The organism is Paenibacillus sp. J31R34 (assembly GCF_059383715.1).
This window is the reverse complement of record NZ_JBXENU010000002.1, coordinates 451514-472510: the sequence shown is the minus strand read 5'-3', so window position 1 is coordinate 472510 and position 20997 is coordinate 451514. Positions and strand designations below refer to the sequence as shown.

Here is a 20997-nt window from a genome sequence, read left to right as displayed (position 1 = left end):
CAATTTATTTAGATATTTATTGATAATAACAATAGTAAAGAGGGGGCCCATTCCTTAATCATCATTTAGATCCCACAAAACAAAGAGAAACCCTACGACTTTAGACAAGACGTAGGGTTTCTCGACAATCTGAGAACAGTCCTATAATTAGGGCTGTTCTTCTTTCTATTCCTTTATTCATCTATGTTAATATAAGGATATATCTCTTTAAAAGTCACGCACTAAGGAAGGAGAAAAACAATGAAACTTGGTAAATCATCAGATACATCAGGATTAACGTTAGTTGCCCTTCTATCTGACGAATTGGAGCTAATGTTTGAGAAAGCGGAACAGAAGTATCAGGACTGTGATATTGAACTGTTTTTTGTTTTTCGCTGCCTTCCTGAGGAATATGATAGAACTTCAAAAGCCAGGTATTTAAAGAAGGACAATACGATTTATTTTGATATGACGGTTAGTGAAAATAAATATAAGACCTTATCAAAGCAGAGCCAGAGATATGAGCTTAGCCATTATTTTTATAACTTCTTGAGTGAGAACCTCAAGAAATACAAGATAGAAAATCTAAATACTAATGAGTTTCTAAACGACATGAATACATGGCTGAAAGAAATCGGCTGGTTGAAAACAGAAGCAGAAGTGTACGCAGATGAATACGAAGCCTACTAAATGAAGCATGCTTAATGACTGATTTCAAACACACAGAGGTGTTCCATGAAGCAAGGTCTTTATGAACAGATCATCAATAACGGAACGTTGAGGCAACTGGAAGCATTAGATCCGTCGGCCTATGATATTGGCAAGGAGCCGCTTGATCCGGAGGAAGCTCGGAAGCTGCTTTCTAATTATATCGCGACGGTCATTCGCCGAGCATTAAAGCTGGTACGCGAGAGTTCCAGCAGCGACGAGGAAGCGGTACTAGCGCAGGTTCGAGCCTGCAACGAAATGATTGCCTCGCTCAGAAATAGCCTCGATCATCAGGATTACGAAGAGCTGGAGCTACACGAGCAAGGGGAAATCCTTACCTACGTGTATGCCAAGCTAAATTCTCATCGTGCGATCAAAAACGATAAGATTGTGCGTCCAACGACGCCGCTATCCCAAAGCTCGCTTTTCACAGGTTCACATGCCGAGCCTAATATGTTAAACGAATTAAAGCAGGAAATTGTAACCGCAGACCGTATTGAATTTCTCGTTTCTTTTATCAAATGGAGTGGGCTTCGTTGCCTCATGGAGCAGCTTGAGCAATTTACTGCACGAGGCGGGCGACTACGGGTCATCACGACGACCTACATGGAAGCGACAGATTTCAAAGCGGTTATGGAGCTAAGCAAGCTGCCTAATACAGAAATCAAAATCTCCTATGATAGCAGTCGTACAAGATTGCATGCCAAAGCTTATGTTTTCAAAAGGGATACTGGATTTACGACCGCTTATGTCGGCTCATCCAATCTTTCAAATCCGGCGCTTACAAGTGGATTAGAGTGGAATTTGAAGGTAACGGAGAAGGATTCCTACGACGTTCTGAAAAAAATCGAAGCGACCTTCGAGAGCTATTGGAATGATCGTGAGTTTGCCAGTTATTCAGCTAACGAACCGGAGCATGAAGACCGACTAAAGCAAGCACTTGGAAAACGGGATAAAAATGATCCGAATCAAGAAACGATGTTTTTTGCCTTCAATATTATGCCTTACGATTATCAGAAGGAAATCCTTGAGAAGCTGGAAGCGGAGAGAACGCTATACGGCAGGTCGAAAAATTTGCTCGTCGCCGCTACAGGTGTAGGCAAAACGGTCATTTCCGCTTTTGACTATCGACGCTTTACTCAGCGGAACGCCAGTGCCAGGCTGTTATTCGTGGCCCATCGGGAAGAGATTTTGAAGCAAAGCCTAGACACGTTCCGCTTTGTCCTGAAGGACTTGAACTTTGGTGAGCTACATGTCGGGAGTCATCAGGCCGAGTCTATGGATCACCTTTTTATCAGTATTCAAAGCTTTAATACGCTTAAGTTAACGGAGCATACAACAGCGGACTACTACGATTTTATTATTGTGGATGAGTTTCACCATGCGGCGGCGCCGACCTATCAGAAGCTGTTAAACCATTACCGACCGAGCATCTTATTGGGCTTAACAGCAACGCCTGAGCGGATGGATGGCAAGGATGTTCTGCATTATTTTGACGATACGATTGCTGCGGAAATTCGTCTGACAGATGCGATTGATCGAAAGCTGCTTAGTCCCTTTCAATATTTTGGGGTGAGCGATCATGTGGATCTGTCTCAGGTGAAATGGTCAAGACGTGGCTACGACCTGCAGGAGCTAGAAAACCTATATACGAACAACAAAATTCGGGCCACACAAATCATTAACAGTCTGAAAAAATATGTGACCGATGTAGACGACGTAAAGGGCCTTGGGTTTTGTGTAGGGGTTAACCATGCGCTGTATATGGCTAAAGTGTTTAATGAAGCGGGTATTCCAGCGCAAGCGTTGCATGGTGGTTCAAGTGAACAAGACCGGAGTCAAGTCAAGCATAAGCTCGTTAATGGCGAGCTGAAAATGATTTTTGTCGTAGACCTCTATAATGAAGGTGTCGATATACCAGAAGTGAATACGGTGTTGTTCCTGCGCCCAACGGAAAGTCTGACGGTGTTTTTGCAGCAATTAGGCCGGGGCCTCCGGTTGGCGGAAGGGAAGGAATGCTTGACGGTTCTTGATTTTATTGGCCAATCGCATAAGGACTACAATTTTCAAGATAAGTTTCGAGCGATATTGGGAAAAACGAAGCATTCTGTCCAGCATTATGTAGAGCATGGTTTTTCGAGCCTGCCGAAGGGCAGCTTTATTCAGCTAGAGAAGCTCGCCAAAACCTTCATTCTACATAATTTGAAGCAGGCAACGATAAACAGACGAAGCCTGATTTATAAGCTGAAATATTTTGAAGGGGACACAGGACTTGAGCTGAGCCTTGAGAATTTTGTCCAATACCATGGAATGACCTTACATGAGCTTTATGGCGGGAGAACAGGGAAACGTTCCTTTCGAGGCTTGATGGTGGAAGCAGAGGTTCTAGATGCTTTCGAAATGGAGCAGGAGGATTATTTAGTCAAACGATTGCCCGCCTTGCTAAGCTTTAACTCTCGTAGGCTATTAAAATTCCTCATTGCTTACCTATCCGATGAAAAAAATGTGGCTACAGACGAAGAGCAGCTTATGCTGAATCTGTTCTACTACACGTTCTATTCATCTGAGCCTAGCAAGCAAGGCTTTACGAGTATAGAGCAGGGCATTCAGTTTATTATTTCCTGCCCAGCGTTCCGGGAAGAAATCATTGATATTTTATCCTATAATATGAAGCATATCAATTTCGTTGACGAGTCAAATGCTTTTCCATATGATTGTCCATTGGATTTGCATTGCAGGTATTCGACCAATCAAATATTAGCGGCTTTTGGGGTTTGGAACGAGCATAAGGCGCCAAGCTTCCGTGAAGGCGTGAAATATTTGGAGGACAAGGGCACGGATATTTTCTTTATTACGCTCAATAAGTCAGATAAGGATTTTTCGCCGTCCACCCTATACGAAGACTATGCGATCAACGAGCGTTTGTTCCATTGGCAGACTCAAAGCCGCATCTCGGAGGAGACGAAAACCGCTCAAAGATATATTCAGCATAAGCAGCTTGGCCATCGCATTGCCTTATTCGTTCGTGAATACAAGGAAGAGCATAGCTTCACGTCGCCTTTTATGTTTTTAGGAGAAGTGGAATATGTTAGACACGAAGGAAATAAGCCGATGAGCTTTGTATGGCGCTTGAAGAAGGAGATGCCTCCTGCTTTAGTGCCGGCAGCGAATAAAGCCATTGTTTAGGAGGAGGGGATTGGAATGCTCGAGGTGGCTGCGGCAATTATAAGCAATGAACAGAATCAGCTCTTAATCGCTCGGCGCAAAAAAGGAAAATCGCAGGAAGGGCTATGGGAGTTTCCTGGCGGGAAAATCGAGCAGGGAGAATCGGCGCAGGCCTGTCTCCGCAGAGAGCTGCTGGAAGAGATGCAGATTGAGATTTTTCCCCATGAATGCTTTGGTGTAAATGACCATTATTATGGTGCTACTCATATCCGGCTAATCGCGTTTAAAGCCAAATACGTGAGCGGTGAAATTATTTTAGTCGATCATGATGACTATCGTTGGGTTCGTCGTGAGGAGCTGAAAGAATATAGCTTCGCGCCAGCCGATATTAAGTTTGTTGAGCTGCTGGCGCTCGAACAGAGCCTAGAATAGATGGAAAAAGACGATTTCTTAACGGATATGCTCCCATCATAGTAGATAGTAGAAAAACAAAACTTCTACTGCTACCATGATGGGGGTTTTTGCAATGTCTAAAAGGAGTCCAATTTCATTAGATGTAGAACGACATGTTGTAAAAAAGATGCCTTGAACATGATTCAAATCCTTATTGTGAAGCAGAGGGTTATGAAGGATAATTCGTATTTTCTGTACATGGTTTGTTGATGTGAAATGGGTGTGAAACGGCCACATTTACCTTTAAAACAAGTCATAACCACCGCTTAGTCGGTGGTTATGACTTGTTTTTTTGCAGGAGAAAACGACTGATCAAGGTCATTGTTCATATAATGATTCATGTAATTTGGCATATATGCGTTCTTTGTGAAGGCAACATGCTGTGGAATTATGTCGATTTTTAAGGTTTTTTTAAGGTGCGATTTTTTATACTAGGCTAAAAGGAAGGGGACAAAAGTATGACGATCTGTGGTGGCATACGCACATTGCAGGAGAGTTAAAAAAGCTTATAGATTTTGTAATTGAACAAGAGGAAGAAGAGGATGGTACATCCTATGTGACTTTTCAGAATGTAAGTGACGCGCTGAATGTCGTTGTAATGAAGTATAGCGAGGGCCATGGCCGGATACCCCTCGGGAATCTGGATTCTCTGCCGACAATGGGCTATAAATGCTGGCGATGGTATTGTGATGACAAGGATGTCAAGGCAATCTTGGCGATCATTTCAGGAAAGGGTTGAGCACATGAAATTTTATGAGATGAAGGAGCGAAATTTGGCGGGCTGGAGAAGATGGATATCCCTCTTGCTAGTTATTTGTCTGGTGCTGTCCGTCAGTCCGACGGTTCGAGCTGGAAGTTCCTCGGGTACAGATAATCTGCCTGCCATTGAAGTGAGCAGTACGGAGGGTAAGCCGGGAGATACAGTAAGTATGGCAGTGTTTACCGAGCCGGAAGACCTTATTTATAAATTTGATTTCTCGCTCGAATACGATGCCAGTTCACTTGAATTGCTGTCAGTGGATGACGAGCTTCATGTAAGCAGTACAGAGACCTACGCAATTGATAGCAGCACAACAGGCAGCATTCACTTCAATGCACTTCTTTCAAATACAGTAATTTTGGAGAAGACCAAGATTGCTACACTGAACTTCAGAATCAAAGAAAGTGTACTACCTGGTGATTTAATGGTAAATGTAACGAATTATGTAGTTAATGATTCATCCGATTCAATCTATGTTTCTAATGGAAGTATTACGGTTACAGCAGCGAAGTATTCAGTGGCCTTCGATTCACAAGGAGGCAGCTTGGTGGAGAGCGTCATCGATGTAAACAGCGGAGCAACCATCAGCGAGCCGCCTGCTCCGATCAGGAAAGGCTACAGCTTCATGGGCTGGTACACCGACCCGGAAGGGACATCGGCCTGGGATTTCTCCTCAGCAGGAGTTAAGGCGAACACGACACTTTATGCCAAATGGCAGCGTCATACGGTAACGATCGGCATTGGCAGTATAGCCGGAGCGCCGGGTGAGACAGTCAATGTCTCGGTAAGAGCCGTTAGCGAGATTTCTGGAGTCGGCTCCTACATGCTGCGAATAGACTTTGATGCAGGCGCCCTGGAAGTGACGGATATTCAAGGTGCAGCGGGCGACTACTTCGACTCCAATTATAATAATACATCAGGCTGGCTCAAGACGGTCTGGGTAGACAGTGACGGCGGAGATACGCCGATTATGGCTGGAGACGAGCTGTTCACGGTGAGCTTCCTCATCAAGAGCGAGGCGACAAATGGACAGAAGGCTCTGACCGTGCAGACGTCAGACTTGAATCAATTTAGTGTCACAGATGCTTCGGCAAATGAGATGGAGAAGACACTGAATCCCGGTAAAGTAACGGTCTCGCCGTCGTCTGGAAATTTGGACGTACCTGCTGTTCCACAAGGACTGACAGCAGTTGGAGGAGACAGTCAGGCTTATCTGGAATGGACTACAGTAACAGAAGCGACATATTACAACATTTACATGTCTACAGAGCCCGAGGGATATAGTGAACAGAAGATCGCGAGTGTAGCGGCCTCTGTCTACACGGTCAAGAATCTGAGCAACGGTCAAGCTTATTACTTTACGGTCAAAGCAGGCAATGCTCATGGGCTGAGCGATGCTTCGGTACAGCAGAGTGCAACTCCAAGCGCCGGAGGTGGTTCCGGACCTGACACACCGACGCCTGCAACCGTTCCGGGAGTGCCAACGAACGTGACAGCTATTGCGGGAAATGGACAAGCAACGGTCCGCTTCACAGCACCGGCAAGCGATGGCGGTAGCTCGATTACTGGCTACGAGGTTACTGCCGAGCCGGGTGGAGTTGTTGTGACAGGAACGGCAAGTCCAATCGTCGTGACTGGTTTGACCAATGGAACAAGCTATACGTTCACGGTAAAAGCTGTGAATACAATCGGGGCGAGCGCTGCTTCAGTTGTATCCAATGCAGTGGACCCTTACAGCAGCAGCACCAGTGGTGGTACCGGTACGCCTGTAACGACAACGCCATCCCAGGCTGCCGGCGTGGAGATTCTAGTCAATGGCAAGGCTGAGCAAGCGGGGACGGTGGTCACAAGCGATCGCAGCGGCCAGAAGGTAATAACCATTCAGGTTGATCCGCAGAAGCTGGAGCAAAGGCTTGCAGTAGAAGGCCAGGGAGCGGTCATCACGATCCCGGTCAGCACAAGCTCGGATGTAATCATTGGCGAGTTGAACGGTCAAATGGTCAAGAACATGGAAAGCAAGCAGGCGGTGGTCGAACTCAGGACCCTTCAGGCGACGTATACGCTCCCTGCAAGTCAAATCCAGATTGATGCCATTACGGAGAAAATGGGCAGGTCCGTTGCACTGAAGGATATAAAAATATACATTGAAATCGCTGCGACAACAGCAAGTATGCTGAAGATAGTAGAGGATACAGCTGCGAAAGGCTCGTTCACTTTCGAGGTGCCGCCGATTGAATTTACAGTGAAGGCCGTGAATGGTGATACTATTGTTGAAGTGTCGAAATTCAATGCTTACGTGCAGCGGAGCATCGTGATTCCGGCTGGAGTCGATCCGAACAAGCTCACGACAGGTGTCGTGGTTGCTCCAGACGGCAGCGTGCGGCATGTACCGACGAAGATCGTGAATGATGGTGGAACCTATTATGCGCAAATTAACAGTTTGACTAACAGCACCTATTCCGTTGTATGGCATCCGGTGGAATTCGACGATGTGGCTTCGCATTGGTCACAGTCCGCTGTGAATGATTTGGGGTCACGGATGATTATTGAAGGGACTGGCGATGGGCAGTTCAGTCCGAATCGCGACATCACCCGGGCGGAGTTTGCAGCTATCCTTGTACGGGGGCTGGGACTTGCTTTCGAGCAGGGAGAAACAGCATTTTCGGATGTGTTGCAGACGGACTGGTACAGCAAGGCAGTCAGCACAGCACAAGCATACGACCTGATTGGTGGATATGAAGATGGTACATTCCGTCCGAACGAAAAGATTACGCGTGAGCAGGCGATGGTCATGCTGGCGAAGGCGATGAAGTTGACTGGACTTAAGGACAAGCAATCTTCTGTGAACACATCCACAACTGCCGTACTCGGTTCGTTCAAGGATGCAACAGCTGTATCGACTTGGGCGCAAGACGGTGTAGCCGACAGCGTGCAGGCAGGCATTGTAACTGGTAGAGGCTCTGCTGAGCTGGCACCTAAGCAGCATATGACTCGCGCCGAGGTAGCGGCGGTTGTTCAAAGGCTTCTGCGTCAATCCGGTCTGATTGATTAGTTCAGTTCAGGGGGCTATTCGCCCCCTGTGTTTGTATACGTTGGCAGACGTTCTTTAAGCGGTATTTCTGCTTGCATCATGGGAAATATGGAATGCATTTTTGCATTATCGAGAGGAGAAAGATCAATTTATGCTCAAAAAAGTAGGAAAAGTTGCTTTATGCCTGTCGTTGGTCTCCACCTTGCTGGTCAGCTTGTTGCTTTCCAAGGACGAGGTACAAGCAGATGGTTCAGCAACGGCTCCGCAGTATAAATACAAGCTGCTCAAGGATAACATAGGTTCCGCAATGAAGCTCTATTACAACAACGGTACCTTTTACTACAAATCGCAATTGACTGGTGGTTATAATGTCGCTCACCAATCCACGGATATGCAGACATGGACCAAAATCATTGGCAAGGATACCTTCGGTTCGAGCAAGAGTTTTAACCTGGAAGCCCTGTCCTTTATTGGAGATAGAACCTATGCGACGGGATATAACATGTCTACAGACTTTTTTGATTATACGACTACTTCTTTCTTGGGTTACATGAATGATACATCCAATACCAGCTCCAGTTGGACTCCATCCGCCTTTCCAATGGAAAGTTTGTTGCTTGGACCCGTTGTTACTGACGGAAGTAATTTTGTAATGGGAGCTGGCAATAGCAATGTCATCTATCGGCAAGCTTCATCCACTGGGAATATAGAAGAGAAGGCATGGACGAAAAATACATTCAGTGGCGTTCGCATTATAAATGCTGTATACGATCAGGTTAACAGTCGATTCATCTTAGGAGATCTAAGAAAAAATATTTACTATTCGACTAACGGAGGCTCTACCTGGAATTCTATTCAGGTGAGCTCTACAGATACGGACTTTAGCGACCTTGCTCAAGCCGGAGGGACAACTTATATTTCCGGGGCAGACGGAGTATGGAAGCTTGTAGGCACTACAGTAACCAGATTATTGCCCTCAGGCAGCAATTACCGCGCTCTAGCTGTTGATGAAGACAATAATGTGTATGTATTGCGTTCTAACGGAACCGTGCTCATGTCATCCGATGACGGGACTACGTGGACATCCATCGCGACACCAGACAGTGACATTACTTCCACTTCTTTTGGTGCTATGCAATATGGAAACGGGAAGCTGCTTGTCGGCGGTAATGCTGGATTGTACCAGGTAGGAGCCGATTTAAGCATTACTAAGCAGCCGGAAGATACACCGGTGGATGTTGGTGCAACTGCTACCTTCTCTGTAACAGCCAGCGGCAGTGGCCTTACCTATCAATGGCAGCTAGATACGACAGGTACAGGTAACGGCTTTACGGATGTGAGTGGAGCAACAAGCAGCAGCCTGACTATTAATCCAGTATTACAGAATATGAACGGTTATCTGTATCGCGTCATCATTACCGGTGCCTCCGGGCAGCAATTAATCTCGAACACAGCTGTCCTTTCTCTCCATTTATTGAAGGTGAGCTATCAGCCTGGCGATCATGGGACAATCAGCGCACAGAGCGAGGACGTTGAAGTTGGAGCCAAGCCAGTAGCTGTGCCCACTGTTACTCCAGATAGTGGCTATCGGTTCACAGGCTGGAGCAACGATGGTGGTGTGACCAAGCTGAGCAGCGAAGAGTTGAAGGCGATGATAATCACTGCGGAGACCACATACACAGCCTATTACATCCAGATTGTTAAGGGTGATCTTGATGGCTCTGGCAGCGTATCGTCTGCGGACGCCCAGTTGCTAGTGAAGTATCTGAAGGGACAAATCACACTAGAACCGGATCAATTGGCAGCAGCGGACTTCAATAATGATGGATTTGTGGATGAGCTGGATGTTAAGGCAATCCTGGCCTATATTATAGGAAGAACCTAAGCATTCAGTAATTGGAAAGTAACTCGATGTAAAGTCTGAGGTCAGCCGTATCGCCATATTTGTTCGTGAATACAAGGAAGAGCATAGCTTCACGTCGCCGTTTATTTTTCTAGGGGAGGCGGAGTATGTGAGGCATGAAGGGCTATGAGAGTTTCCCGGCGGTAAAATCGAGCAGGGAGAATAGACGCAGACCTGTCTCCGCAGAGAGCTGCTGGAAGAAATGCAGATTGAGATTTTTCCCCATGAATGGTTTGGTGTGATCGATCATTATTATGGGGCTACTCATATTCGGCTAGTTGCGTATAAAGCGACATATGTAAGCGGGGAAATTATTTTAGTCAATCATGATGATTATCGTTGTGTTTCTCGTGAGGAGCTGAAAGAATACAGCTTTGCACCTGCCGATATTAAGTTTGTTGAGAGGCTGGAGCTCGAACAGAGCCTAGAATAGCTTGAAAAAGACGATTTCTTAACGGATATGCTCCCATCATAGTAGATAGTAGAAAAACAAAACGTTCTACGTCTATCTATGATGGGTTTTTTCATGTCTATACGCAGTCAGCCATCTCTTAAAGCGAAGCTGCACTACACATTTCTAACTGCATGTTAAGTTGTATTTCAGGTTTTTTCAAGGGCAAGAGTGGGGTATCTATTCAATAACCTGCTCTTGCCTTTGATTTCTGAACTTGATCCTTAACTTAATGACATTGGGGCGACGAGCCCTTCTTTGTTGTTACCAGACACAGATTTGACGCTTACATCTCAGGATTGAACCGCTTGGTTATATAAGTGTCGCTGCCATAGACTCCAATACAAGGAAGCGATACATAGAAAATTGACCCCGTCTTGCCGTCGCTCTCCGCTCGAACCGTTCCACCATGCGCCGGACGATATTCCTGCAAATCCCCAGTCCAAGCCCACTTCCCTCTACGCCATTCCCCGGGCTCAGTCCATCATACCTGTAATTACGATCAAAGATTTGCTCGAGTTGGTCTGGAGGAATACCCGTGTCAGAGTTTTGTACGCTAATTTTCGCGCAACGGGAAAGGTTCACCTCATCCGCAGCCAGCACAATATGCACCAGCCCGTCTTTGGAGGTGAACTTCATGGCGTTCGACACGAGATTGAACAACGCAAGGTGAACAGGCCAAAATACAATGGGCCCTATCTTTCCGTCGCAGTATGAATAACATCAACTGATGCATGCCGATCACCAGCAGGCTTGAGGTGGTGAACATTTCGGCAGCGATTGTCAGTTGGGTCTTGACGGCTAACGTATCACTGCCCCCAACTCCATATATTTGATGATGCCGCCTCGCTTATGTTGGATGTTGGCGACTTGCATAACCAGCTCTACGCTGTCATTCTCGGGCTGGAAAAACACCAGCTTCGTTGCCAGATGGGCGGGCAGACTGCTCGATAAGCAAGTAAAATATCTAAATATTATCATCATTAAAGGGAAAAGTGTCCTACAAAGAGCTGAGCGACGATAGGAAACTTTCTTCAGATCGAGACAACCTTCAGGTCTTGCGCTTCCTTAACGCAAGTGCGAGTAAACGCGAGTTTAAAGTTTTCTTTACACTCCGCAATTGGTCCTATTAAAGATGATAAAATAGTGACACAAATCTACATATATTTACAAGGACGAAGCGAAGGAGGACTATACCGTTTTTAATCTGATAGGGAAAGCGGTATGGAGGTAAAAGAGATTCATAGCAGCTAATGGAAGGGTTGAATGGGTTTGAAGAAGATAGCAAAGCGGGTATGGAAGTTGAAATCTCAGATTCTGACATGGTTGCTGGTCATCAGCATGTTGGTGACCGTACTGCCAGTGCAACAGGCGGCAGCGGCAGAACTGCCGGCGCAGCCGGTGATAGCGGCCGAACTGCCAACGCAGCAGGTGATAGCGGCCGAACCTGGGTTCCAGGATGTTCGTCCAACGGACTGGTTCTATGATGCGGTCGAATATGTCCAGAAGAACGGCATATTCAGCGGAACGGGCGTTGGCACCTTCTCGCCCCAGAGCACAATGACGCGTGCCATGTATGTGACGGCGCTTGGACGAATGGCAGGTGTGGATGTAAGCGAGTATTCAACCTCGACCTTTGCCGATGTGCAGCCGGGCATTTGGTATGCGCCATATGTAGAATGGGCGGCTAAGAAAGGGATTGTCACCGGCACGGGCGGTCGGAACTTTTCTCCGGACGCAATCGTATCCAGAGAGCAGATGGCGACGCTGAATTTGCGGTATTTCGAAAGCTATCAGATTCCCTATCAAACAAGCAATCGCGTAACCACGAAGCCGGGGGATCTCGCCGATGTTTCTTCTTGGGCGGTTGACGCGGTCGTCAAGCTGTGGCAAGCAGGTTTGTTCCTCGGAGATGGGAATGGCAATTTCAATCCGCATGTCCAAGCGACTCGTGCGGAAGCGGCTGTTCTCTTCATGCGCAATAACGAAGTTGTGCAGACGTGGAAAAATCAGAATCCAACGGCACCGACACCGAAGCCGACATCTGAACCCGGCAATAATGGTGGAAGCAATAGCGGGGGAGGAACGAACGGAGGCGGTTCTACCCCTAATGCCTCTACATATACGCTTACGTTCGAGAGCAACGGAGGCAAGGAGATTAACGCCTGGACGGTACGGCAAGGGGAAGTGCTAAGTAATCTGCCTGCTCCTGTGAAAGAAGGGTATATTTTTCAAGGTTGGTTTAGGGATAGCGAGCTTTCTCTTATTTTTGCGAATGGCAGTACCATTGCTGCTGATACGAGGTTGTATGCAAAGTATATCGATAACATTAGTAATGCGGTACAGAACATTCCCAGCTATTCGGTGCTGAATGTCGCACCGGACTTCACCATCCTTGTAAACGATGAAACCGGCAGTCTGACGGCAGCAGAGGTACAGGCGGGTATGACGTTTGAAGATATCGCGAATCCGGACTCCGCGCGGATTACCGTCACCGCTGCGGACGGACACTTCACGGTAGCGTCTGCAACCGGTCTGTTTGAAGAAGGCCATACTTATCAGCTTACGTTGACGGACGACAAGCTGTCTTTCCAAGGCCAAGACGCGACGACGAACATCTATGTATTCAGCGTCGCCAAGCAGGAAGTCATGAATATCCCATTGAATCCGAATATGATTTATCTGCCCTTCGCAGAAGTTTCGGATATGATGCTGAATGGCGCGGATGTAGATTCGCCGGCGATTCCGGTGGTCACGACGACGGTGGGCGACAGCGATACCGGTCTCGCTGCGGCTAATGCAAGTGGCGGAACGTTCACGTATACCGGTGCAGTCGGGATTCAAGTTGGCGATACCGTCGCCATCTATGAAGGGGTTCGCCCCGATCAGCGTACGGTAGAAACAACCGGTGACGCCGATGGTGCTATCGCCTATGTACAGATTACGGGGATTGACGGCAGTACCTACACCTATGATCATGCGGATGCCAAGCAGGTGTTGTTCAGGCCGGATGTTCTGCCTGTGAGCGTAGAGGCAGACGAGGACGGAGAGCGGGACAATCACTCTATCACGGTAGATCATATCGCGATGAACTACAGCGACAGCCAGTACGCGTCACTAGGCTTGAGTGAACTCACCACCGTCGATGTGGGCGATTTTATCGCTTTCTATGAGGGTGAACTAACGGATGCAAGCTCCCAACTGGTCGGTTATGGACGCATTACGTCGATTGTGCCAGACGCGGAAAAGGATATCATTACGTATACCGATGCCACAGAGGAAGATATTAAGCATGTCTTCGACATCTATCAGCAGCAAGCGATTGACGGCGATCAGCTGCTGTCGAGGGAGGATATCGCGAGGCTCGAGGATCAGATTGAACAGCAGGCGACAGCCAGCGGATTCGTCAATCAAGCCGCGGACTATCTGTCCGCTCTGGCTCTGAGTACGAATGAATTCAAATCACATATGGATGTGAAGATGCTATCGGCAGACCAGAGCAAAGTCAGCGTGGAGAATCTGACCGTTGTCGCTTCACTCGGAACGAAGCTGCAGCATATTGCAGGCCAAACCTCTGGTGTAAGCGCCTCTCTTCAAGTGGGAGCCGATATTGTCATTCGGATTCATGAGGAGAGTGACCTCGTCATCCATATGACCGGTACTTTCCTTGAGGAGATAAGCCTGGGGCTAGGCGTAAATGGAGAGACGGAATGGGGAGAGGCATGCGTATGGTTTCTTTGCATACCCTACCCGAGTGATTATCGTGTCACCGCGAATCTAGATGCCTACAGCTATACCGGGATCAACGTTACGGCGAAAATCGCCACCGTCGAACACGATAAGCTGCAGGATGCGCTCGACGATTGGGATAAAGCGAATAATGGCGGCGTACTAGGTCATGTGCGGGATATCGCAACCGAGATTCAAGCGTTAATCGATGGCGTGCAAGATACCGGCGTAGACGAGGCGTCGCTGAGGGCGCAGTATCAAGAGATGATGGAGAACGAGACGGATTGGGTTCCGTTAATCAAGAAAGAGCTCGTCAACAAGAGCCAGCGCGTGGCGCTGGGTATTGTTGAAATCAACTTTACCGCAGAGTTCGTTGTCAAAGCCAATGTGAACTTGACGATAGGGGCGGATTTTAACTATACGACGGCCAAGCGCTACTCGGCTACCCTGCACGTGCTTAGGCTCACAGGATCGAGTAGTACCGTAAGCTTGCCGGGTGACGGCAATTATCAATTCACCTTCTATGTCATGGGGACGCTCGGATTGCGAGCAGGCATTCAAATGGAGCTCAAAGCAGGGGTTGGAAGCGTCAAGCTCAATAGCATTGGGTTATCCGTAGAACCCGGCGCTTATGTGAATCTATGGGGGTACTTCTACTATCAGGTGAAGCAGTTGAATGGGAAGCAGACATCCCGGTCATTAGGCGCTCTGTTAGTTGAGATTGGCATCTATCTGGAGAGCTCAGTAGGTACACAATTGGGCGATGGATTGCTCTCGGCCAGCATACCGGTGTACGAGAATACATGGCCGCTTTACACGGTAGGGGAACAGCAGCAAGTTGTCGACTTTGCCTATTCGCAGGGTGATGCGCCGACAGTGAACTTGGCGGGTTCCGCGTCATCCATCTCTGTGCCGCAGGCGCTGCTCACGATGAGTACGTTTGATTTGAAGACTGGCGAGATGAATACCCAGGTGTATGACCGCTCGAGATTTGATATTCAGGTGGACAACAGGAATTTCAGGTATAGAGCGAATACCGGGATGATTGAAGTGGTGAACAAGGATATTCAGGTGAGCGAGGGCAATCTGGTCATCACCTGGAAGGGCGCGCCGCTGTCGTACTCGTCAGATTCACTCACGCGCAAGATTCCGTTGAATTGGTTGGCAAGAGTGGGCGACTATATATTCCAACTTCATCCGCAGAATGGTGGTATGACCGAGGTTGTCGCCGCCCCATATAACGCGGAGATCAGCTTGAACAGCCCGGTATATCCGGGATACACCTTTGATGGCTGGTACTGGACTGCCTCCGGCGGTACGAAGGCTACCATTCCGAGCCGTATGCCTGCCTCGGATTGGAATCTGTACGCGCACTGGGTCCCGAACACGGATACGCCGTATACCGTTCGGCATTATTTGATAGACCCGAACACCAAGACATCGACGTCTCCTGTCGTTACGGAGACTTTGACCGGAACAACCGGCACGGAGATTCGGATCAGCTCCGACAAGTTTAAGGACCAAGGCTATGCGACAGGTAAATTAAGCGGTGTCACGATCAAGGGAGACGGCTCGACGGTCGTCAGGGTTGATTACTACCCGATGAATCGAACGATGACCTTCAATTGGGCTTATGCGGGTGCGCCTGGAAGCTCGTTAACGGAAGCAGTAGGCAAGAATATCGCTGCTCGTATACCCGTGCCGACAAGACAGGGATATACGTTCGCCGGGTGGTCGCCGGACGTTCCAAGTGAGATGCCTGCTTCGGACACCACCTATACTGCAATGTGGACAGGGAGAGAGGACACGTCTTACCAGGTCGTCTACTTACTGCAGAATATCGGAAGCGACACCTATACGGTTGTGGATACGGAATCGTATCGCGGGACAACCGATACTGTGGCGAGCCTGACGAATCCAACCAAGTCCTATGAGGGCTTTACATTCAACGATACCGTACCGGGAACGGTGCAGGAGGCTCTTATCACGGGCAAAGGTACAACGGTGCTGAAGCTGTACTATAAGCGCGATAGCTACAAGATGACGCTCAATTACAATGGCTCCGGCAAAGCAACTGAGTTTGTTAACGTACCGCTTGGGGCAACGATCCAATCGTACCTTGCCGCTCCGACTTGGCAGGGGCATGCATTCACAGGATGGTCGCCTGCTCCTTCGACAACGATGCCCGCGCACGATGTCGAGTTCACTGCTCAGTGGACGCTGAACAACAACACGGTGAGCTACGATAGCAATGGAGGGTCTGCGGTGGATGCTCAGACGGTAGGCTACGGTTTGCCGGTAAGCGAACCGACTGAACCAGCGAAGGACGGTTGGGTGTTCGGCGGCTGGTACAGTGATAGCGCGCTTACGATCTCCTACGACTTCGGGACACAGGTGACGGAAGACCTCACGTTGTATGCGAAGTGGCTGCACAGCTACACGGTGAGCTTCGACAGCAACGGCGGGTCGCAGGTACCTGACGCGACGGTCTACGAAGGAGCCAAGGCTGCGGCGCCTGGCGCACCGACATTGGAAGGCTATGTGTTCGGCGGTTGGTATCGCGATATAGATTTTGAGAGTGCTTATGACTTCGAGACAGAAAGGGTGACGGAAGACCTCACCTTGTATGCGAAGTGGACGATTGCCACAAAAGACAGCTACACGGTTAGCTTCGAAAGCAACGGCGGCACGGCAGTGGATAACCTTACGGTGGAAGACGGCGCCGTGGCTACAGCGCCTAGCTCACCGACGATGAGCGGCCATACATTCGAAGGTTGGTACACTGACAGCGAATTGACGGGCACGAGCCGCTTCAGCTTCTCGACGACACCGATTACGGCTAACCTTACGCTATATGCGAAGTGGACGATAAACAGCTACACGGTGAGCTTCAACAGTAACGGCGGGTCAGCGGTGGCTAACCAGCCGGTGGAATATAACGGCAAGGCTACGGCGCCTGCCACGCCGACGAGGAACGGCTACACGTTCGTCGGTTGGTACAAGGATGCCGTTCTGAACACACCCTATGACTTCGAGACACAGGTGACGTCTAACTTTACCTTGTACGCGAAGTGGACGGCCATCTACACGGTCCGCTTTAACAGCAACGGCGGATCGCTGGTGGATGACCAGCATGTGGAACAGGGCGACAAGGCTGCGGCACCTGCCGCACCGACGAAGGACGGTTATACGTTCATCGGTTGGTACAGCGACGAGGCACTGAATGAAGCTTATCTCTTCACGGAGAGACAGGTGATCGCTGACCTCACGCTGTACGCGAAGTGGTCATTTAACAGCTACACGGTGAGCTTCGACAGCAACGGCGGGCCAGCCGTAACGAGCCAGGCGGTGATTCCTGGCGAACAAGCTGTGGCACCTGCTGCAACGAAGTGGGTGGGGTATCGGTTCGGTGGTTGGTACAGCGATCCCGAGTTGACGATTACCTATGACTTCTCGGCAGCGGTGACCGAAGATATTACCCTGTACGCGAAGTGGACGATGACATCGTGGCTGGAACTGGGTGATACGTCAGAATTGGCTGTGTCCAGCCAGTCCAACGTCGTTGTCGACAGTAATGGCACTCCTTATGTTGCTGTATTGAACTTTAATAAAGAGGTGTTCGTGAAGAAATATGTGGGAGCGACAGACGAGTGGCAGATCGTTGGCGGTCCAGGCACCTTCCCTGAGGCTCAGAATAGTTCAGTAGACGTAACTCTCTCCATAGACAGTCAGGACAACCTTTATTTTGCTTATGTTGCTCGTATTGATGCATCATGGAGAACCGTGGTATATCGATATAATGGGGAAGCTTGGGAAACCGTAGGCAGTACGATAACGCATTTCGGAACAAATATGTCGATTGTGTTCGACGAGGGGAACACTCCTCATATGGCTTATGTCGATGCCAGTACGACCACTCATACCATATACTTGGTGAGGTTAATAGATGGCCAATGGAAAAGAATAGATAGTATAGGGTTTGGGAGTTTTAATAATCTAGTCATCGCGTTTGGCAAAGACTCTGATGGCGAAGGAGAAGTAGAGACTCTTTATCTATTCTATACGTATTACACCATTCAGAGTGGAGTTCTAGCTGCCGCTGTGAAATACGAGGGTGCGAATCTTGCCAAGACCTCTCTCAGCACTCCCCCGGTTCCAGGCGGTTATTATGGGGCATCCTTCAAGCTTGATCCGAGCGGCGTACCTTATATCGTCAATACGAAAGATAACAAGGTGACCGTGGTGAAATATGTGGAGAATGCTTGGGTGCCTGTAGGCATTGCTGATTTCCCGATCCAAACGCATGGTGGGAAGCTCATCGCGGATATCGCCTTCGACAGACAGGGTAATCCTTACGTTGCTTATCTGGATGCTTCACTCGGCAACAGGGTGACGGTGATGAAATTCGAGAACAATTCCTGGAGCGTCGTAGAGTATGCCGGCATCTCCGCAGCTAACGTAGCTGAAATTATGTGGTTACAGATCAGCTCAGACAGGAACGACAACATCTATGTGAACTATATTATTAGACCAAATACGAACTCCATCTTAGGTGATAAAGTGATTGTGATGAAGTATGATCCGGCCTTGCATTAACCTTTAACAGATCAAACAATTAGAACAGCCTGCTCCCATCGGAGCAGGCTGTTTTGCTGCGAGTTCGGTATGGCCATATCTTGGCGGATGCGATTGAGCGCAAGGTGCGCATAAAGTTTTCTTTGTCATGCACAAGTGGTCTCATGTGCTGTGATAAAATTAAGAGGTGAAAAATCGATATGGGCGAAGAATACGGACGGAAGGTGACGAGGTGCCTGAGGCACTTGTGAAGCCGATCTCAACATACGTATCGGCTCCTGTTTTCGGCGTCAGCATCATAACGAGCTTGAACATAAAGTTTTCTTTACATTTCATTTGCGTAGCAATCTACCATGATAAATTAGAAGAAATATTTGTAGTTTTTTGACGAAGAAGAATGATTTGTCATGAGAAGGTAGATGCAATCGGATGCTTGGACAGAGGCATCGTTGCATGTGACGACATTTGTATTTAGGAGGGAAATGGCGTGAATGTAAAATCCGTGCAGCTGGCTAGTAATTATTTCAAAGGAATGCAGCAAAGCAAGGACGCTCTAGCGACGAATGATCAGACGCGTTTGGCATCTATTCGAAATGTACTCATGCTGGGAAAGAAGCTGCGCACCGACGAAATGGACTACTTACAGCAAAAAGATTCCAATTTATATGATCAAGCAATCAGCCTCTCGATGGAACGCCAAGCCTATAAAGACGTATTGCAGCACAGTCGAAGCAAAGCGGATGCGAGCTATTACAGAACGTTCAAGCTCATGCAGATTGCCGGGCAACTGAAGCATGGCGGTTCCGAGGAGCTGCTGATGCGCGTGAACTCGATTCAGGAAGCCCATCGCGAGTTCATTCGATCGAGCAAATATGCCTCGCTGAGGTAAGGTGGGGCATAACTGCCAGATTTAATGCTGTGATTGCAATTGACATTGCAACAAAAACAGAGCATCGAAAAAAAAGGACTTGCGCTAATGTTAACCCAAACGTTTGTTAATGAATGTGTGGACAAAGGATGGACACCCCAATGGTCTTGCCTGAGCATGTCTAAGTTTGTTGCAAATACCCCTTAGAATAGACATTGGAAAAACCTGTGGGTAATCCGATGCCTGCTAAGGGGTGTGTTTTTTAGGCCAAGAAGCAGATTCGGCTTACGCTCGAAACCATCGAAGGCTTCTTTATATTTCTTTTGCATATTCAGTATTTTTAAATGCCATCGTAAGACGTGGCAAAGGTATGCCTGCCTTTTTTGCTACTCTCACAACTTCAAGTACCGCAAAACCTGCTTTACTGTTGTTGTATTCGATGAAAAGTCGTGGTAAGCTGCCTTTTGCAAAAATAGCCTTGTTAAAAAGTATGCCGAGAAGTACCGGTGGAATTTTAGTCAACATGAGAGAAATGGCATCAAGCCTTGCACCTCTTGCTTTAAGAACAGGGATCATTTCTCTCATATTTATCCCCACATTTGCAAATGAGTCCCTATGGTTCAGTAGTGCTGGAAAACTACCCCGTCTTAACACCTCGGTTTCCATAGCTGCATTCATGGCAAAATGATTCCATAGCCAGTTTTGCATATCCTTTACCCAACTAATTTTAAAATGGGCACTTTCGAATAGTTCTTTGACCTTGTTGTTAATATGCTCAGTGCCTGCCCGTGGTTTTTCAAGAAATATCATTTTCAAAAAGCCGCCTCTAAGCCTATTGTCCGCTATGCCGCCTCCTGCTCCGGGGAAGCCAAAGACAACATTGTTCATTGACAATGGTGCGATCGATGATTTCAAATCCTGCCAAACGTTATTGAATATGAGGACAGGGGTGTTTCCTACAGCAGTCGATAGGAATTGTGCTGCTGCAGGAAGTTGTTCCGTGTTGACGCTCATAATAATGAGATCATAATTTGGAAGCATCTCCTCATGCAGTTTGACGTTCCAGCTTTCTTTTATGAGCTTTTTCCCTCTCCGTGCGTCCCACATTTCAAGCTCTATACTGCTTCCGAAGGTTTCTTTTCTCCCCTTTCTGACGTAAAACTCAACTGTATGCCCTGCCTGTTCAAGAGCCCACGCATACTGGGTCGATATGACACCTCTACCGAAAAATAAAATTTTCATGTTAGCCTCCCTAAAATAGTTGATGATCCTTGTTGATGATCAAACAACGTGTTGTATAATAATATTGTATGTAATCATTATACGGTCATCAACCATCAGATTTTTAATATCTGTCGGATAATCTATAGAACAG

Annotated in this window: 12 protein-coding genes; 8 read left to right on the top strand and 4 right to left on the bottom strand. The window is 47.9% G+C overall.

The window, feature by feature from the left end; translation table 11 throughout:
- Positions 1-240 precede the first annotated feature (240 nt).
- The 6 genes from AC50YG_RS07440 (at position 241) to AC50YG_RS07415 (ending at position 10432) form a co-directional block, all read left to right on the top strand.
- On the top strand, positions 241-669 hold the full coding sequence (locus AC50YG_RS07440) for an Imm44 family immunity protein (protein WP_494825846.1): 429 nt from the start codon (positions 241-243) through the stop codon (positions 667-669).
- 45 nt (positions 670-714) lie between these two features.
- Positions 715-3873 (top strand): DEAD/DEAH box helicase, encoded by a 3159-nt coding sequence (locus AC50YG_RS07435; protein WP_494825844.1) that lies wholly within the window; start codon positions 715-717, stop codon positions 3871-3873.
- A gap of 15 nt (positions 3874-3888) precedes the next feature.
- Positions 3889-4284, top strand: a complete 396-nt coding sequence (mutT, locus tag AC50YG_RS07430; protein ID WP_494825842.1) for an 8-oxo-dGTP diphosphatase MutT — start codon at positions 3889-3891, stop codon at positions 4282-4284.
- 764 nt (positions 4285-5048) lie between these two features.
- Positions 5049-8117 (top strand): S-layer homology domain-containing protein, encoded by a 3069-nt coding sequence (locus tag AC50YG_RS07425; RefSeq protein ID WP_494825840.1) that lies wholly within the window; start codon positions 5049-5051, stop codon positions 8115-8117.
- A 130-nt stretch (positions 8118-8247) separates the two neighbouring features.
- Positions 8248-9981 carry a dockerin type I domain-containing protein gene (locus tag AC50YG_RS07420; RefSeq protein WP_494825838.1) on the top strand — a complete coding sequence of 578 codons (1734 nt, stop codon included), beginning with the start codon at positions 8248-8250 and terminating at the stop codon, positions 9979-9981.
- A 220-nt stretch (positions 9982-10201) separates the two neighbouring features.
- Complete coding sequence (locus tag AC50YG_RS07415; protein WP_494825836.1) at positions 10202-10432, top strand: NUDIX hydrolase; 231 nt, start codon at positions 10202-10204, stop codon at positions 10430-10432.
- Positions 10433-10762: 330 nt separating this feature from the next.
- Here AC50YG_RS07415 and AC50YG_RS07410 read toward each other — a convergent pair whose 3' ends face one another.
- Complete coding sequence (locus AC50YG_RS07410) at positions 10763-11101, bottom strand: sensor histidine kinase (protein ID WP_494825835.1); 339 nt, start codon at positions 11099-11101, stop codon at positions 10763-10765.
- A 150-nt stretch (positions 11102-11251) separates the two neighbouring features.
- Positions 11252-11434 (bottom strand): hypothetical protein, encoded by a 183-nt coding sequence (locus AC50YG_RS07405; protein ID WP_494825833.1) that lies wholly within the window; start codon positions 11432-11434, stop codon positions 11252-11254.
- Between the two features lie 318 nt (positions 11435-11752).
- Between AC50YG_RS07405 and AC50YG_RS07400 the strand changes: the two genes are divergently transcribed.
- Positions 11753-18775 carry an InlB B-repeat-containing protein gene (locus AC50YG_RS07400; protein ID WP_494825832.1) on the top strand — a complete coding sequence of 2341 codons (7023 nt, stop codon included), beginning with the start codon at positions 11753-11755 and terminating at the stop codon, positions 18773-18775.
- A 159-nt stretch (positions 18776-18934) separates the two neighbouring features.
- On the opposite strand, the gene AC50YG_RS07395 is transcribed toward AC50YG_RS07400, so the two are convergent.
- Positions 18935-19090, bottom strand: a complete 156-nt coding sequence (locus AC50YG_RS07395; RefSeq protein WP_341281137.1) for a hypothetical protein — start codon at positions 19088-19090, stop codon at positions 18935-18937.
- A 151-nt stretch (positions 19091-19241) separates the two neighbouring features.
- On the opposite strand from AC50YG_RS07395, the gene AC50YG_RS07390 reads away from it, so the two are divergent.
- Positions 19242-19643, top strand: coding sequence for a hypothetical protein (locus AC50YG_RS07390; RefSeq protein ID WP_494825831.1), 402 nt, complete (start codon positions 19242-19244; stop codon positions 19641-19643).
- 291 nt (positions 19644-19934) lie between these two features.
- On the opposite strand, the gene AC50YG_RS07385 is transcribed toward AC50YG_RS07390, so the two are convergent.
- Positions 19935-20864: a ketopantoate reductase family protein gene (locus AC50YG_RS07385; RefSeq protein WP_494825830.1), complete on the bottom strand. Its 930-nt coding sequence runs from the start codon at positions 20862-20864 to the stop codon at positions 19935-19937.
- Positions 20865-20997: the final 133 nt, after the last annotated feature.

What these genes read in the sequence shown, in the direction of transcription:
- AC50YG_RS07385 (WP_494825830.1), bottom strand. Translation starts at nt 20,864, where the DNA reads ATGAAAATTTTATTTTTCGGTAGAGGTGTCATATCGACCCAGTATGCG.
- AC50YG_RS07405 (WP_494825833.1), bottom strand. Translation starts at nt 11,434, where the DNA reads ATGATGATAATATTTAGATATTTTACTTGCTTATCGAGCAGTCTGCCC.
- AC50YG_RS07415 (WP_494825836.1), top strand. Translation starts at nt 10,202, where the DNA reads ATGCAGATTGAGATTTTTCCCCATGAATGGTTTGGTGTGATCGATCAT.
- AC50YG_RS07435 (WP_494825844.1), top strand. Translation starts at nt 715, where the DNA reads ATGAAGCAAGGTCTTTATGAACAGATCATCAATAACGGAACGTTGAGG.
- AC50YG_RS07420 (WP_494825838.1), top strand. Translation starts at nt 8,248, where the DNA reads ATGCTCAAAAAAGTAGGAAAAGTTGCTTTATGCCTGTCGTTGGTCTCC.
- AC50YG_RS07425 (WP_494825840.1), top strand. Translation starts at nt 5,049, where the DNA reads ATGAAATTTTATGAGATGAAGGAGCGAAATTTGGCGGGCTGGAGAAGA.
- AC50YG_RS07395 (WP_341281137.1), bottom strand. Translation starts at nt 19,090, where the DNA reads ATGAAATGTAAAGAAAACTTTATGTTCAAGCTCGTTATGATGCTGACG.
- AC50YG_RS07440 (WP_494825846.1), top strand. Translation starts at nt 241, where the DNA reads ATGAAACTTGGTAAATCATCAGATACATCAGGATTAACGTTAGTTGCC.
- mutT (WP_494825842.1), top strand. Translation starts at nt 3,889, where the DNA reads ATGCTCGAGGTGGCTGCGGCAATTATAAGCAATGAACAGAATCAGCTC.